This window comes from Nocardioides flavescens, assembly GCF_009823805.1.
In the GTDB taxonomy this organism is placed as follows: domain Bacteria; phylum Actinomycetota; class Actinomycetes; order Propionibacteriales; family Nocardioidaceae; genus Nocardioides; species Nocardioides flavescens.
In genome coordinates this window covers 81,248-96,940 of record NZ_WUEK01000002.1, presented here as the reverse complement: position 1 = coordinate 96,940, position 15,693 = coordinate 81,248, and the positions used below count along the sequence as shown (strand labels likewise).

Genomic DNA, 15,693 nt, shown 5'->3' with positions numbered 1-15,693 from the left:
TGTGACGAGCGAGAGTCCACTCCGTCTGGGACGCAGGCAGACTTCTGACGCAATAGCCCACACTACGCCGCACCGCGGGGCGCGGCCAACTCAGGCAGGCACGTCAGGCAGGCACGTCAGGCGGGTACGTCGGCACCCGGGTCGCGCTCGCGGGCGATCGCCCGCAGGAGCGCGTCGGCCCGGGTGGCCACCGGGTCGCGTCCCCGGCGCGCGGCCAGGTCGATCAGCGCCGCCAGGTCGGCGGCCCGCGCCAGCGGCAGGGACAGCTCGGCGGCGGTGCCGCGGCGCTCGGCGTACCCCGCCAGCACGGCCTCGGCGTACGCCGGGACGCGTTCGAAGCGCAGCAGGTTGCCCAGGTCGGTGAAGGGGTGACCGGCGTGGGAGAACTCCCAGTCGACGACCCCGGTCAGCTCGAGCGTGGTCGGGTCGAGCAGCAGGTTCTTCGGGTTCAGGTCGCTGTGGACCAGGCTGGTGCGGGTCACGGTGTCGAGCAGGGTCTGCGCCTCGGCGACCACGTCGCGCAGCGCCTCGACCTCGCCCGGTGCGAGGTGGCCGAGGTCGGGCAGGCTCCGCTCGAGCAGGTCGGGCAGACCGTCGACGTCGAAGGGCCGTACTCGCAGCGAGCCGTCGACGAACTCCCCCGCGCGCAGCTGCGGCATGCCGGCGAGGTCGCCCGCCAGGTGACCGAGGTGGGTGCCGACGACCGCCAGCTGGTCCTCGGCCAGGGTCGGCAGCAGCTCGTCGCCACGGGTGCCCGGGACGAGCGAGGTGACCAGCACCCCCGGCGTCACGTCGGTCCCCTGGCGGACCTCGAGCACGTCGGGCACCGGCACGAGCCCGCGCACCAGCAGGAGCAGCGCCGCGTCGATCTCCGGTCCGCGCTCGGAGCGCTCGTCCTCCGGCGGGTAGATGCGCACCACGGAGCGCTCGCCCGCCACCTCGCCCACGAAGGTGCGGCCCGACCAGCCGCCGGTCAGCGGCTCGAGCGAGGAGAGGTCCACGACACCCAGTCTTCCCCGTGCGTTGGCCGAGACGTCACCGGGCCTCGGCCGGGTCTCGGTTGGGTCGAGGCATGCCACGTCTCGGACCCTGGCTGGGTCTCGCCCTCGCCGCCACCCTCACCTCCACCACCCTCTCCCTCCCCCACGCCGCGGCGGCCACGCCGGCCGGCCGCGACCGCCACGAGCACCGCCACGACCACGGCCCGACGAAGCCCGCGAAGCCCGCGAAGCCGCCGAAGCCCGTCCTCGCCACCGTGCCGACGCTCGAGGCCCGCGCGACGCTGTCGGCCGACTTCCTCGCCGACGGCCCGCCGTCCGGGGCCCTGGCCTCCCCCGGCAACGGTCGGACCGGACCGTTCGCGGGACAGGTGGTCCCGGGCTTCTCGGCCGTCGTCGAGGACCGCGACGGCACCTTCTGGGCCCAGCCCGACAACGGCTTCGGCACCAAGGCCAACTCCGCCGACTTCCTGCTCCGCATCTACCGCATCGCCCCGCAGTGGGAGACCGCGAACGGGGGCCCGGGCCGCATCGACGTCCGGGGCTTCATCAGCCTGCGTGACCCCGACCGCCGCATCCCCTTCCCGATCGTCAACGACGCCACCGCCGACCGGCTGCTCACCGGCGCCGACTTCGACATCGAGTCGCTGGTGCGCCAGCCCGACGGCACGTTCTGGGTCGGCGAGGAGTTCGGCCCGTTCCTGCTCCACGTCGACGCCACCGGCAGGCTCCTCTCGGCCCCCGTGCCGTTCGTCGACGGCGCCTCCCCGCAGAACCCCGCTCCTGCCGGCGCCGCCCCGCGCATCGGCGCCAGCCGGGGCTTCGAGGCGATGGCCGGCTCGCGCGACGGCCGTTACCTCTACCCGACCCTCGAGGGCGCCTTCCTCGACGACGCCGACCAGCGCCGTCGCTGGATCTACGAGTTCGACACCCGGGCCGGTCGCTACACCGGGCGCCGGTGGGCCTACCAGACCGACGACGCAGCGAACTTCGTCGCCGACGCGTTCACGACCCGCGACGGCCGGCTGCTCGTCCTCGAGCGCGACAACTACGACGGCGCCACCGCGGTCACCAAGCGGATCTACTCCGTCGACCTGCGGCGGAGCGAGCCCGACGGGTTCCTCGCCAAGGAGCTGGTCGTAGACCTGCTGAAGATCGCCAACCCGGCCGGCATCGGCACCCGCACCTCGCCCGGTGCCTACGGCGTGGGCGACCCGTTCTCGTTCCCGTTCGTCTCGGTCGAGACCGTCGTGCAGCTGCGGGACGGCCGGCTGCTGACCGCCAACGACAACAACTACCCCGGCGACGACGCCCGGGTGCCCGGCACCCCCGACGACACCGAGCTCGCGGTCATCGACCTCGAGAAGACCCGGGTCACCCCCAACGCCCGCACCCTCATCGGGCACCGCGGCTCGTCGGGCACCCGCCCCGAGCACACCCTCGCCTCCTACGAGCAGGCGATCCAGGCGTGCGCCGACTACATCGAGCCCGACCTCGTGCCGACGAAGGACGGCGTGCTCGTCGCCCGGCACGAGAACGAGATCGGCGGCACCACCGACGTCTCGACCCGACCGGAGTTCGCCGACCGGCGCACCACGAAGACCATCGACGGTCGCTCCGTCACCGGTTGGTTCACCGAGGACTTCACCCTCGCCGAGCTCAAGACCCTGCGGGCGAAGGAGCGGCTGCCGCAGGTGCGCCCGGGCAACGCGAGCTTCGACGGCAGGTACGCCGTGCCGACGTTCGACGAGGTGCTCGACCTGGCCCGGCACTCGCGCACCTGCACCGGCGGCCCCGTCGGTGTCTACCCCGAGACCAAGCACCCGACCTACTTCGACTCGATCGGTCTCAGCCCCGAGGAGCCCCTGCTCGCGACCCTGGCGACCAACGGCTACGACGGTCGCGACCCGGTCTACCTGCAGAGCTTCGAGACGACCAACCTGCGCCAGCTCGACCGCCGCACCGACTTCCGGCTGGTGCAGCTCATGGACTGCAGCGGGGCGCCGTACGACCTCGTGGCGCAGGGCGACCCGACGACCTACGCCGACCTCGCGACGCGGCGCGGGCTGCAGGCGATCGGGCGCTACGCCGACGGCATCGGGCCGTGCAAGGACCTGGTGATCCCCCGCGACGCCTCGGGCCGGCTGCTGCAGCCGACCGACGTCGTGCGCGACGCCCACCGCGCCGACCTGGTGGTGCACCCGTTCACCTTCCGCAAGGAGAACCAGTTCCTGCCGCTGCAGTACCGCCGCGGCACCGACCCCAATGCCACCGGCGACCTCGCCGGCGAGCTGCGGGCGTTCCTGGCCGCCGGGATCGACGGGTTCTTCACCGACGACCCGGCTATCGGCCGCACGGTCCTGGACTGACCGACCCGGACTGACCTCACCCGCCCAGGCGCGACCCGTGACGGTCTCCTGACCGACTGGCGGACGAATCCGTCGGTCGGTCGGGAGATCGGGGTCACACCGGGCTACCGTCGTGCCATGGCCCTCCCCGCCCGCCGGACCTCCCCCGAGCTGCCCGCGCTGCTGGTCGAGGCCGCGACGCTGCCGTGGCGCGTGGGCGTCGCGTTCGCCCGCACCACACTGCAGGTCGGTCGCCTCACCGCCCCGGACGGGCCCCTGCTGCGACCGGGGGGCTACGTCGAGTGGATCGAGTCGCTGCGCAACCTGAGCGACGACCACCCCCTGGTGCGCCTGCTCGCCCGCGGCGGGCTGCTGGACCGGCTGCTCGCCGACGACGGCCCGCTGATGCGGATCGCCGCGGGAGGCGGCGCGCTCGAGCGGCTGCTCGCCCCGGACGGCCCCGTCGAGCGCCTGCTGGCGGCCGAGGGTCCGCTCGAGCGGCTGGTCGGTCGCGACGGTGCCCTCGAGCAGCTGGTCGCCGAGGGCGGCGTGCTCGACCGGCTGCTGGCCAGCAACGGCGCGCTCGACCGGATCACCGCGCCCGGCGGCATCCTCGACACGCTGCTGGAGCCCGGCGGCCTGGCCGACCGGCTGCTGCGCGACGACGGCTACCTCGAGAAGCTCATCGCCGACGGCGGCACCCTGGAGCAGCTCATCGGCCTCGGCGAGACCCTCGAGGCGATCCAGCCCCAGCTGATCCAGCTGGCCGAGCTGATCCCCGAGCTCGCCCAGTCCGCGGACGCCCTCGGGCGCACCGTGGGGCCGCTCGGCGACCTCGCCAACCGGATCCCGCTCGCGCGCCGTCGTTCGCTCGGGTCGTCGTCCTGAGCGGTCTCGGAGACGGGCCGAGCGACGGGCCGAACGACGGGCCGAGCGACGGGCCGAGCGACGGGCTGGGCGACGGCACCAGCCCGCCGTACGACCGCCCCGTCGACGTCGAGCGCCGCAGCGTCGACGAGGCCTCGTCGCGCCGGGCCAACGGTCCCGACTGGGACCGCTACGCCGACGAGTACCAGGCCACGCACGGGCCCTTCCTCGGCGACGCGGGGTTCGTCTGGGGACCGGAGGGGCTCACCGAGGAGAGCGCGGGCATCCTCGGCGACGTGCGCGGGCGCAGCGTGCTCGAGGTCGGCTCCGGCGCGGGCCAGTGCTCGCGCTGGGTGCGCACCCAGGGCGGGCACGGCTTCGGCGTCGACCTCTCCCACCGGCAGCTGCAGCACTCGCGCCGCCTCGACGAGCAGACCGGCGTCGCCGTGCCGTCGGTGCGCGCGACCGCGACCGCGCTCCCCTTCGCCGACGACAGCTTCGACGTCGTGTTCAGCTCCTTCGGGGCGCTGCAGTTCGTGGCCGACCTCGACGACGCGGTGGCCGAGACGGCCCGCGTGCTGCGCCCGGGCGGGCGCTACGCCTTCTCGATCACCCACCCGACGCGGTGGATGTTCCCCGACGACCCCGGCGAGGCGGGGCTGACGGCGAGCCAGTCCTACTGGGACCGCACGCCCTACGTCGAGGTCGACCGCGCCACCGGCGAGGTGGCCTACGTCGAGCACCACCGCACCCTCGGCGACTGGGTCGCCCTGCTCGCCCGCCACGGCTTCCGCCTCACCGACCTGCTCGAGCCGGAGTGGCCCGAGGGCCACGACCGGGTCTGGGGCGGCTGGTCCGGCCTACGCGGCCGGTGGACGCCGGGCACCGCACTCTTCGGCGCCGACTGGGACCCGCGCTGACGCTGGTCGAGGACCGCGCACCGCTGGTCGGGCAGAGAGGTCCGCTAGGACCGAACGTCGTCGAGACCACCGCACCCTGTCGCCGGGGCCCAGCCCGGGTCACCAGGTCTCGACGACGCTCGCTGGCGCTCGCTGCTCGACCCGCGTGGAACGAGGCGGTCAGGCCGGGACGCGATCCTGGGAGCGCTCGGCGACACGGGCCCCGGGACGCTCGCGGCGCCGGGCCAGCAGGAGCCCGCCGGCGATCAGGCACAGCGCTCCACCGACGAGGCCGACCACCGGGACGATCGTGAGCAGCAGCGTCAAGGAGGAGCCGTTGGCCTTCGCCTCGTCGACCGCGGTCTTGATGGTGTCGTCGTCGGTGACGACCGTGATGTCGAGGGCCTGGGTGCCGTCCGCGAGGTAGCGCTGCTGGTCCTGACCGCTCTTCACGATCGAGCCGGTGCGCGGGTCGACGTTGACGGTGATGACGTTGTCGTAGGTGCCGTCCACGCCCTCGGCGACCTCGATCGGCTCGTCGGCGACGGTGTAGGAGAAGCGGTAGGTCTCGAGACCGTCGACGGTCTCGGTGTCCTGGTACTCGATGTCGACGGCGCGGCCCAGGGTGCCGTCCCAGAACGGGTAGGCCTTCTTCTGCACGTCGAAGGGGAACTTGTTGACCAGCCCCTCGTGCGGGACGGCGTCGGCCGGCAGGTTCTTGTCGTCGACCGACAGAGCGGTCGTGCGGTCGGTGGCGAACACGTCGATGTTCGCGGTGATGAGGTCGGGGTCCTCCCCGTCGACGCACACCTTCTCGCCCCCGGTGTCGAAGACGGCGCACTGGGTGGTCACGAACAGGACGTGGTCCGAGGAGGACGCCTCGGAGTCGGCCTTGGTGTCGGTCAGGGCGTACACGGGCCGTCGGTCGAAGTCTCCGGTGGCCGGATCGATCTTGGCGGCCTCACCGGTGTACACCGTCAACGTGTCGACGTCCAGCGGGGTCTTCTTGACCACGCCGGGCGCCCAGGTCAGCGCAATGACCCCCGCGACCACCAAGAACACGCCGAACCCCAGCAGCACACGTGCCAGCACCCTCACAGCCGATCCTCCCCAGGACGTCGCCGACCGGTCCCGGGTCGACACCCGGTGACCCTACTGCACAGTAGCCTCGATGTGCACGACGTCACACCGGGCGGGTCGGGCGCCACGAGAGGTGTGCGAGACTCGCGGACGTGGCAGTGCGGGACGAGATGCCGCTCACGCCATCCGCAGCGGCTGACGACGCGTCGCCGGATGGGGCTCGGGTGGCGCAGCGGTCGACTCCCGACAGGTCCGTCCGGCCGGGTCAGCTCGTCTGGTTCGCCGCAGGGCTGATGATCGCTCTGCAGCTGGGGCTGCGCGCCTGGGCGCTGTTCCCGAGCTGGTTCTACAGCGACGACTACCGGCTGATGACACAGGCCCGTGATCAGGGCTTCGGTCGGGCCTACCTCGGCGAGCCGTTCGACGGCCACCTGCTGCCGCTCGGCCGGGCGATCGCGTTCCTCGTCCAGTCCAGCGGCCGCGCCGACTGGACCACTGCCGCCTCCGTGACCTGGACGCTCCAGGCGCTCGCCTCGGTGCTGTGCCTGGTCATGCTCGTGGTCCTCTTCGGCGTGCGCTGGGGGATCCTGGTCCCCCTCGGGCTCTACCTCTTCCTCGCGGTCACGGTGCCCGCGTCGATGTGGTGGGCCGCATCGCTGTCGCAGCAGCCCTTCCAGGTCGTCTTCTTCGCGACGGTCGCCTCGTGGGTGACGTACCTGCGTGGCCGTTCCCCGTGGTGGCTGTGCGCCACGTTCGTCGCCGTCGCCCTCGGGCTGTCGACCTACGAGAAGGCTCTGCTGCTGCTGCCCGTCATGGCCTTCGTCATGCTCGCCTACTTCGCAGCGGGCACGCCGCTCGCGCGGGCGCGCGCGTGCCTGTCCTCCTACTGGCCCTCCCTCGTCCTCGCCGCCCTCGTCGCGGTGGGCTACCTGGTTGTCTACGCCGCCCTCGTCGAGTCCCCGGTCCGCCTCCCCGGCCCCGGCGTGGCGGGCCGGCTGGCCGACACGATGCTCGGCACCGCGCTGCCCAGCGGCCTCACGGGGGGCCCGTGGCGCTGGAGTGCGGACAACCCGCCTGTCGCCCGCGCCGACCCGCCGGACTGGACCGTGCACGCCAGCTGGGTCCTGATCGTGCTGGTCGTCCTCTGGTTGTTCGCCCGGAGATCGCGCACCTTGCGTGCGTGGGCGCTTCTCGCAGGCTATGCAGCGTCCGCCTACCTGCTTCTCTTCAGCAGCCGGGTCGCGGCCTTCGGCGCCGGACTGGGGCTCGAGTACCGCTACCTGACCGACGTGGTCCTCGTCCTGAGCCTGTGCGTGGGACTGGCCACCATGCCGTTGCGCGGCGCCGTCGAGTCGAGCGCGCCCCGGACGGACCCGCTGGTCCGGTCTCACCTGCGCACCCCGTGGCCCGCCGTCGTCGTGGCTCTCGTGTGCGCGTCCGGCATCGTCAGCACCGTGCGGTACGTCGCGGTGTGGCACGACGACAACCCGGGTGACGCCTGGGCCCACTCCGTGATGGACGGCCTGCGAGGCCAGGGCGAGGTGGACCTCGCCGACACCTCGGTCCCGGAGGCAGTCATGCCCGCCTTCGCCGCGCCCTACAACCGGGCCAGCGCCATCGTGCCGCTGCTCGTCGACAACGCGAGGTTCCCCGAGGCCAGCAACCGGCTGACGGTCCTCGACGGGGACGGCGTCCCCAGGGCGGCCAGCGTCCAGGCCGTGGCCCAGAGCAGCCGCGGGCCCGACGACGGCTGCGGTTGGCGCATCGACGGTGGTGCGAGCGTGCGCGTCCCGCTCGACACCACGACGTTCGACTACGACTGGTGGATGCGGATCGGCTACCTCGCCTCGGGCGACGGCCCGCTGACCGTGGTCGCGGGCGACGACGACGTCGACGCCCGTGTCGTCGCCGGTCTCGGCACGCTGTTCGTCCACGTCACGGGTGAGGTCGGCGCAGTGACGTTCACTGGCCTCGCCCCGGGCACGACCCTCTGCGTGGACCAGGTCCAGGTCGGCTCACTCGAGCCCGGAGGCTACCTGTGAGCGCCCCACCCCCCTCTCTGGTCGCGCCCCCGCCGCGCCACGGGCGCGACTTCCCGGTCCTCGACACCCTCCGCGCGGTCGGCGCGCTGGCCGTGCTCACCACGCACGCGACGTTCTGGTCCGGCGACTACCTGCGCCACGGCGTCCTCGGGACCCTCTTCGCCCGCCTCGACGTGGGGGTGGCGCTGTTCTTCGTGCTGTCGGGCTTCCTGCTTGCTCGTCCCTGGCTCGTGGCCGCGATGCGGGCCGAACCCGGGCCCGCACCGGCGCTCGGCGTCTACGCCCAGCGGCGGTTCCTGCGCATCGTGCCGCTGTACGTCGTCACCGTCGTCGTCGCGCTCGTGTTCATCGACGAGAACGCCGGCCTGGGGGCGGTCGACTGGCTCAGTACCCTCCTGATGCTCGACACGATCTCGGGCACCCTGTTCCCTGCTGGACTCACCCAGATGTGGAGCCTCGCCGCCGAGGTGATGTTCTACCTCGGCCTGCCCGCACTGATGGCGTTGATGCTGGGGCGCGCGCCGGTGTGGCGTGCGGGACGTTTCTGGAGCGTGCTGCTCGGACTCGCCGCACTCAACGTCTGGTGGCTCGTGGACGGCGCGGCCCGGGCCGGCCGGCTCGCGACCGACGGTGCACCGCTGCAGTGGCTGCCGTCCTACCTCACGTGGTTCGGCGTCGGACTCCTCCTCGCCGCCGCGCACGCTCTCGACAGCGCCGGCCGTGGCACGCGGCTCACCCGCGCACTGCGGCGCCTGGCCGGCCAACCTGGTGCTTGCTGGACGGTGGCGGGGGCGCTGCTCGTCGTGAGCGCGACCCCCTTGGCGGGTCCGACGATGTTCACGGCACCCGACACCGGCGACCTCCTGGTCAAGAATCTGCTCTACGCCGCCGTGGCCCTGAGCGTCGTGCTCACCGGCATCTGGCCGACCGAGGGGAGCACCTACGCGCGCGCGGCGTCCGCCCGTCCGCTGCGCCACCTCGGATGGATCTCCTACGGCATCTTCTGCCTCCACCTCCCGGTGCTGCACCTCGTGATGTGGACCACCGGCTGGGAGCTCTTCGAGGGGCACGGGCCCGAGATCTGGCTGCTCGCACTGCTCGGCTCCGTGGTGGCCGCGGAGGTCGCCTACCGCGTGGTGGAGCGCCCCGTGCTCCTCTGGGAGGAACGACGCCGCTCCGCACGCGTCGCGAGGTCGTCCCACCCGGCCACGACGACCACGGCGAGCAGCGGCACCAGCGCCAGGTAGCTCGGCCAGGCCGACGCACCGGCCCAGCCGGACGCGCCACCCCAGGGCCGCACAGCGTACGCCGCCCCGGCGAGAAGACACGGGGCCGCACACAGCCAGGGCATCAGCTCCCGCCAGGGACCGCGGAGCGAGACGTACGCCGGGCTGAGCCGGCCGAGCGCCGTGCCGAGACCCACGACGGCCACGACACCCGCGGCGACGAGCAGCCCGGGCCACCCCGCCACCAGTCCCCCACCGACGAGCGCCACCGGCCCCGCGACGACTACCGGCAACCGACGCTCGGACACCGGCGGAGGACCGTCGGGCCGGCCCCGCCGACGTCGCAACGACCAACCGACGCCGGCCGCGAGCGCGAACAGCGCGCAGAGACCGAGGAGCAGACCCCAGCGGTAGGCGGTGTCCGGTGCGAACCGCGCCCGCACGGAAGCGCCCGCCGTGTCGCCTCCGGGCAGCACCCAACCCTGCTGCCAGCCGTCGACGGTGACGGGCAGGAGCCGTCGTCCGCCCTGGGTGGCCTGCCAGCCGGCGTTGACGTTCTGTCGGAGCACCACGACCGCCGCGTCGTCGCCAGGTCGGACGGTCCGGCTGTCGGGACCGGTGGCGAGCTCTGCCGCCGTGGTGTCCGCGGCGGCGGGTCCGGTGGCGCTCCGTGAGGACAGCACGAGGGAGGCAGTCTCGAACGCACCATCGGGTCGGCTGACGATCCGCACGTCACCCGCAGGCAGCTCCACGGCACTGCTGACGGTGGGCGCGGGGTCACCGACGACCGCCCCTCCGGCACAGACACGCGCCGGAACCTCGCGCCCTGCGAGCAGCTCGCTGGGCGCGGCCTGGACGGCTGTGAGCCGGGCCGTCTCGTCGACGAGGAGGTCGGGGCCGCTGCCGCAGCCGAGGTCGCGCCGATCGGCCGACAGACCGAGGGGCAGATAGTCGAGTCCGCGCAACCGGAGTGTGCTCACCCCGATGCCGATGGGGCGCGCCTGCGCGGCGAAGTCGAGGCTCTGGGTCACGTCCGCCTGGAGGACCTGGACCGAGACGGCGCTGGTGACGAGGGGACGGAACGACGCACGGCCGCGCTCGTCGAGCGCCACGACTCGCGTCTGGTCCCCCGAGTCGATGCGGACTCGCAGCGGACGGCGTGCCGATGCGTCGCGGTCGAGCCCGATCTTGATGCCACTGATGCGCTTGCTACCGAGCCAGCGCACGTCGAGAGACGGTCGCAGGTCGTCGGTCGCGGCGTACCAGGTCGACGAGCGGTTGCCATCGACGGCCGAGACGGGCCCGGCCCGCGGGTCGGGGACCGCGAGCGACGAGGCGGCGATCGAGACGGGCTGCGACGCGAGGGTGAGGTCGTCGAGTGCCGCGCCCGCACGCGGTCGGACCAGGAGGTCCGTGCCGAAGCTGTCGGCGCTCGCCAGTGGCACGACTCGGTCGATCCCCGAGGACTCCTCGGCGGCTTGGTCGCGTCCTGTCGCGCAGCGCACGTCACCGCCCACGTCGACGCAGCCGCGGCGGTCGTCGAGGTCGGCCCGCAGCACCACGGCCGCGGGGTCGCCCCAGGACTCCGGGAGGGACGGGAGCCGGAGCGCACGCTCCACCTGCAGGCCGTCGACGCCGACGTCGGCGAGGGCGAGCTGGCGGCCGCCGTCGGGTGAGGCGTCTCGGACCTCGACCCAGCCGGTGGTTCCCGCGGGCACCGGGACACGCCGGGTGGTGCCGCTCGGGAGGTCGACCGCCCCGGAGGTCCCCGCCTGCGTCACGACCTCCACCTGCTGGTTGTCGGCGGCGTCCGCGCCGCCCCGCAGCTCCACCTCGTCGACGTCGCGAGGGTCGGTGAGGTCGACGCGCCACGAGGCCCGGTCGGTCCGGCCCGCACCCGAGACCCACTGGGTGTCGGGGTCGCCGTCCACCGCGGCGTAGGGCAGGTCGCCCCGCACCGCACCACCGAGCGCGACCGCGGAGGAGCGTGACGAGCTCGCGACGATGCGACGCGCCCCCGTGAGCTGGACCCGGGTGGACCAGCGGTCGGCTCCGGGCACGAGGTAGTCCCGGGTCGGGTTGCCGGTCTGCGGCGTGTCACCGGAGGTGAGCGCAGCCGAGGCGCCGTCGTGGATGCGGGCGAAGAAGCGCTCGCGGTCGCGGAGCCCGTCGGTGAGCACGACTCGCCCGGGACCGACACCGAGGGCGTCGACGAGCTCGGGGTCCAGGTCGCCGGCCAGCACCGCCGGCCGGTCGTCGAGCACGCCCAGGTCCTGCAGGTCCAGGAGGTCCTCGGGACCGCCCGCGACGACGGCGACCTCCGCGGCGCTCACGGCCGTCGCGGCGCGCTCCGGCACGGCGTAGACCTCGACCGCGGGGTAGGGGGCCTGCCAGCCGTCGTTGGCGAGCACCCGGGGTGCGGTCGGGCCGCCGCTGCCTGCCTCGACCGCATCCGCGCTGCCACCCGTGGCCGGGTCCGCCGAGGTGCCGGACGCCAGCACCGCGTCGCCACCCACCGTGGGTCCGAAGTCGGCGACCCGCTCGAGCCCGGACTGGACGAGGGCCTGGTGGACGAGCACGGGGTCGGGCACATCGCTCCCGCGCTCCAGGTCGTTGCGCACCACGACGTGCTCGACGCCTGCGCGGGCGAGGGCCGAGGCCAGGCCCGGCGAGCCCTCACCCTGGGCCAGCCGGTCCTCGAAGGCGTCCAGCATCCGGATGCCGCCCGGGGGCGCGAGCGGGATGACGTTGCGCACCGCCCAGGGCGAGGTCGCGAGGTACTGCATCGGCTCATCGCGCGGGTCGCCCCACACGTAGGTGCCGAAGGAGGTGCCCGGGACCACCAACGTCGTCCCGTCAGCCTCCCGTGCGAGCCACGACGCCGTCTGCTGCCAGTACGCCGGCACCGCGGCGAAGCCGCCAGCCGGTGCGATGCGGCCGACGACGGCGGGCACCGAGGCGCCGGCCACCGCGAGCACGACCACGCCGGCCAGCACCATCGAGTTGACACGTTCGGCGACGGGCCGGGTGCGGCGCTCACCGCTCCGGGTCCGATCGACGAAGAAGGCGAGTCCGATGACGAGAGGCAGCCGGACGACGGGGTCGAACTTGTGGACGTTGCGCAGGGGTGAGAGCGCGCCGTCGAGGAGGGCGGACAGGTCGCCCGAGAACCAGCCCGCGGTCGAGCCCTGGTGCCCCGCACCCACCATGAGGACGCCGAGGAGAACGGAGAGTCCCAGGAACGCCCGCTGCGGCGTACGCCGGTCCAGCAGGCCGATGACGCCGACGGCCAGCACCACCGCACTGTCGAGCACGAGGTAGGGCGTCGTGATGAGGTCGTTGCCGGCTCGCGAGCTCGCATCGACGTAGGGGACCCAGTTGGACGTGCCGCGGAGCACGTCCCACACGGTGGTGGGCAGTGTCGTCACCGACGAGGTCTCGATGTAGTCGAGGAACGGTGGGCTGTAGGTGCCCATCACGAACAGCGGCACCAGCCACCACCCGGTCGCCAGCAGCGTGAAGACCGGCCACCACAGCATCAGCGCGCGCCGACGGGGACCCGGAGTGCGGGTCAGCAGCCAGACGACCCCGAGGGGCACCACCGCGAACGTCGCCGCAGCGTTGACGCCGCCGACCGCCCCGACCGCCAGTCCGGCGATGGCCGCCCAGCGGCGCGGTGAGCCGCACTCGGAGCCTCGCACGAGGGCGAGCAGCACCCACGGCGCGAGCGCGCCGGGCCAGGCCTCGATGGAGATCGGACCGAGGGTGGTCAGCATCCTCGGCGAGAGGGCGAAGGCGAGGCCTGCGAGCACGGTGGCCAGGTCGGAGCGCACCCCGAGCGCACGCACCAGCAGGGCCGCGCCCAGGAAGGCGACGACGAGCACGAGTGACAGCCACAGGCGCTGGACCAGCCACCCTGGCAGGTCGACGAGGTCCCCGACCCAGAATAAGGGTCCCATCGGCCACAGGTAGCCGTAGGCCTGGTTCTGCAGCTGCCCGAAGGCGCCCTCGGCGTCCCAGAGGTGCAGGGCGCGCCGCAGGAACTCCCCCGGTGCCGCGACGAGGTCGAACTTGGTGTCCGGCACCAGCAGCCCCGGCTCCTGCACCAACGCCACGGCGAGGAGCACCACGCACGCCGCAGCCAGCCGGAACCGGGTGCGCCCGTTGCCCCGGAGCGCACTCGACTCCGTCGCGGTCATCTCTTGCGGAGCACGAGGACGAGGTTCCACGTGACCACCTCCCGCACGACCGGGACCCGCAGCAGCCACCACGACCAGCGGGGGTTGTAGCGCGGGAGGACGTCGACGACGTCGACCGTTCCGAGCTCGCCCTGCTGCCGGGCCCAGCGCAGGCCGGCTCCGACGGTGATGGTGAACAGTGACTCGCCGTACCTGTTCTTGGGCTGCACCCCGAGCCGGCGGGCGTAGCGACGTCGGGCCCGGTGCCCGCCGAGGTAGTGCCACGGCGAGGTCTCGTGGCCGCCCCACGGACCCCACCAGGCGCAGTAGGAGATCGCGACCGTGCCGCCCGGTCGCGTCACCCTCACCATCTCGGCGGCCATCCGCCAGGGGTCCGGCACGTGCTCCAGGACGTTGGAGGAGTAGCAGACGTCGACCGCGTCGTCGCGGAACGGCAGCCGCATGCCGGAGCCGACGACAGTGCCCTCGGCGATCTCGCCGAGACCGGAGAGCTCTCCGACATCGGAGTCCAGCGCGAGGTAGGTCGCGCCCGCGCGGGTGAAGGCGTCGCGGAAGTAGCCCGGCCCGCCCCCGACGTCGAGGAAGCGGGCACCTGAGAGGTCGGCGTACTCGCTGAGCTGGGCGACCGAGTCCTCGGCGAGCGCGGTGTAGAAGCGCGCCGGGTCGGGCTGCTCGTAGCGGAACTCACGCAGCAGACGCACGGAGCGGCGCAGACCGGGTCGCCAACGACGTGCGGTGCGGGGCTGGGCAGACACGTCGCGGAGGTTACCGGGCGGTATCACGACAGCCGCCAGCCCGTAACCTTCACCGGGTGGACGACGTGACGGCGCTGCGCGGACGACGTGTCGTGTTCCTGAGCTGGCGCGACACCCGCAACCCCGAGGGCGGCGGCGCGGAGCGCTTCTTGGAGGTCGTCGCGGCCGGCCTGGTCGCTGCCGGCGCCGAGGTCACGGTGTTCTGCGCTGCGCACGCTGCCGCGCCGCCGGAGGAGATCGTCGACGGGGTGCGCTACGTGCGTCGGGGCACCAAGCTGAGCGTCTACCTCCACGGCATGCGAGCCCTGCGCCGCGGCGACCTCGGTGAGCCCGACGTGGTGGTCGACGTGCAGAACGGACTGCCGTTCTTCTCCCGACTGGTCACGCGTCGCCCCGTCGTGGTGCTGGTCCACCACGTCCACCGTGAGCAGTGGCCCGTCGTCTACCCCGGCGTGACCGGCCGGGTCGGCTGGTTCATCGAGAGTCGCATCGCGCCGTGGCTCTACCGGCGTGACCAGTACGTCGCGGTCTCGCGCGCCACGCGCGCAGAGCTGCGGACCCTCGGGGTCCGCGGCCCGCGCATCGCGGTGGTCCACAACGGCACGGACCCGTCGACACCGGTCACGTCGGGCAAGGCGGGTCACCCGGTCGTCGCCGTCGTGGGACGGCTGGTCCCCCACAAGCAGGTGGAGCACGCGGTGGACGCCGTGGTGGCCCTGCGAGGACGTCTCCCGGGCATCCGTCTGCACGTGGTGGGCAGCGGGTGGTGGGAGGCGGAGCTGCGCGAGCACGTCGTGGCCCGCGATGCCGAGGACCTCGTGGTGTGGGAGGGCCAGGTCGACGAGGCGCGCAAGCACGAGGTCTACGAGCGAGCGTGGGTGCTGGCTCTGCCCTCGCTCAAAGAGGGGTGGGGCCTGGTCATCGGCGAGGCCGGGATGCACCGTACGCCCACCGTCGCGTACTCGAGCGCCGGGGGCACTCGCGAGTCGGTGCGTGACGGCTGGTCCGGTCTGCTCGTCGAGGACCAGGTCGGCTTCGTGGCGGCGTTGGGCGACCTGCTCGAGGACCACGAACGGCGGCAGCGGTTGGGAGACGGGGCCTACGAGATGAGCCACGCCTTCTCCTGGAGCCACGCTCAGCTCTCCTTCGCGCTCGTCCTCGTCAGCGCCCTCGACGGCAGGCTCGTCGACGCCCAGGACCCCGACGAGCTGAGTGCGCGACCGAGCTCGTGAGCGATCGCCCGGGGACGAGCCCCGTGAAGACCTGCGACACCGGGCCC

The 15,693-nt window shown here is 73.3% G+C and carries 9 protein-coding genes and 1 pseudogene; 6 read left to right on the top strand and 4 right to left on the bottom strand.

Annotated features, from left to right (window positions below; translation table 11 throughout):
• Positions 1 to 116 precede the first annotated feature (116 nt).
• Positions 117 to 1,001: a phosphotransferase gene (locus tag GRQ65_RS03150; protein WP_160875109.1), complete on the bottom strand. Its 885-nt coding sequence runs from the start codon at positions 999 to 1,001 to the stop codon at positions 117 to 119.
• A gap of 71 nt (positions 1,002 to 1,072) precedes the next feature.
• Between GRQ65_RS03150 and GRQ65_RS03145 the strand changes: the two genes are divergently transcribed.
• The 3 genes from GRQ65_RS03145 (at position 1,073) to GRQ65_RS03135 (ending at position 5,133) form a co-directional block, all read left to right on the top strand.
• Entirely contained in the window at positions 1,073 to 3,367 is a 2,295-nt protein-coding gene (locus GRQ65_RS03145) for an esterase-like activity of phytase family protein (protein ID WP_160875107.1), read from the top strand.
• A gap of 117 nt (positions 3,368 to 3,484) precedes the next feature.
• Positions 3,485 to 4,234: an ABC transporter gene (locus GRQ65_RS03140; protein ID WP_160875105.1), complete on the top strand. Its 750-nt coding sequence runs from the start codon at positions 3,485 to 3,487 to the stop codon at positions 4,232 to 4,234.
• Positions 4,235 to 4,509: 275 nt separating this feature from the next.
• Positions 4,510 to 5,133 (top strand): class I SAM-dependent methyltransferase, encoded by a 624-nt coding sequence (locus GRQ65_RS03135; protein ID WP_337191446.1) that lies wholly within the window; start codon positions 4,510 to 4,512, stop codon positions 5,131 to 5,133.
• A gap of 159 nt (positions 5,134 to 5,292) precedes the next feature.
• Here GRQ65_RS03135 and pgfA read toward each other — a convergent pair whose 3' ends face one another.
• Complete coding sequence (pgfA, locus tag GRQ65_RS03130; protein ID WP_160875103.1) at positions 5,293 to 6,210, bottom strand: cell envelope lipid trafficking protein PgfA; 918 nt, start codon at positions 6,208 to 6,210, stop codon at positions 5,293 to 5,295.
• Positions 6,211 to 6,485: 275 nt separating this feature from the next.
• Between pgfA and GRQ65_RS03125 the strand changes: the two genes are divergently transcribed.
• Positions 6,486 to 8,234, top strand: a complete 1,749-nt coding sequence (locus tag GRQ65_RS03125) for a hypothetical protein (protein ID WP_160875101.1) — start codon at positions 6,486 to 6,488, stop codon at positions 8,232 to 8,234.
• Positions 8,231 to 9,337 (top strand): annotated as a pseudogene (locus GRQ65_RS22440) (acyltransferase family protein); the annotation flags it as partial. The gene GRQ65_RS03125 and the pseudogene GRQ65_RS22440, both read left to right, overlap by 4 nt.
• Before the next feature lie 23 nt (positions 9,338 to 9,360).
• On the opposite strand, the gene GRQ65_RS03115 reads toward GRQ65_RS22440, so the two are convergent.
• Complete coding sequence (locus tag GRQ65_RS03115) at positions 9,361 to 13,659, bottom strand: alpha-(1->3)-arabinofuranosyltransferase domain-containing protein (protein WP_160875097.1); 4,299 nt, start codon at positions 13,657 to 13,659, stop codon at positions 9,361 to 9,363.
• Positions 13,656 to 14,414, bottom strand: a complete 759-nt coding sequence (locus GRQ65_RS03110; RefSeq protein ID WP_160875095.1) for a methyltransferase domain-containing protein — start codon at positions 14,412 to 14,414, stop codon at positions 13,656 to 13,658. The genes GRQ65_RS03115 and GRQ65_RS03110 overlap by 4 nt, the downstream gene beginning before the upstream one ends.
• Positions 14,415 to 14,470: 56 nt before the next feature.
• On the opposite strand from GRQ65_RS03110, the gene GRQ65_RS03105 reads away from it, so the two are divergent.
• Entirely contained in the window at positions 14,471 to 15,646 is a 1,176-nt protein-coding gene (locus GRQ65_RS03105; protein WP_337191445.1) for a glycosyltransferase family 4 protein, read from the top strand.
• Positions 15,647 to 15,693 lie beyond the last annotated feature (47 nt).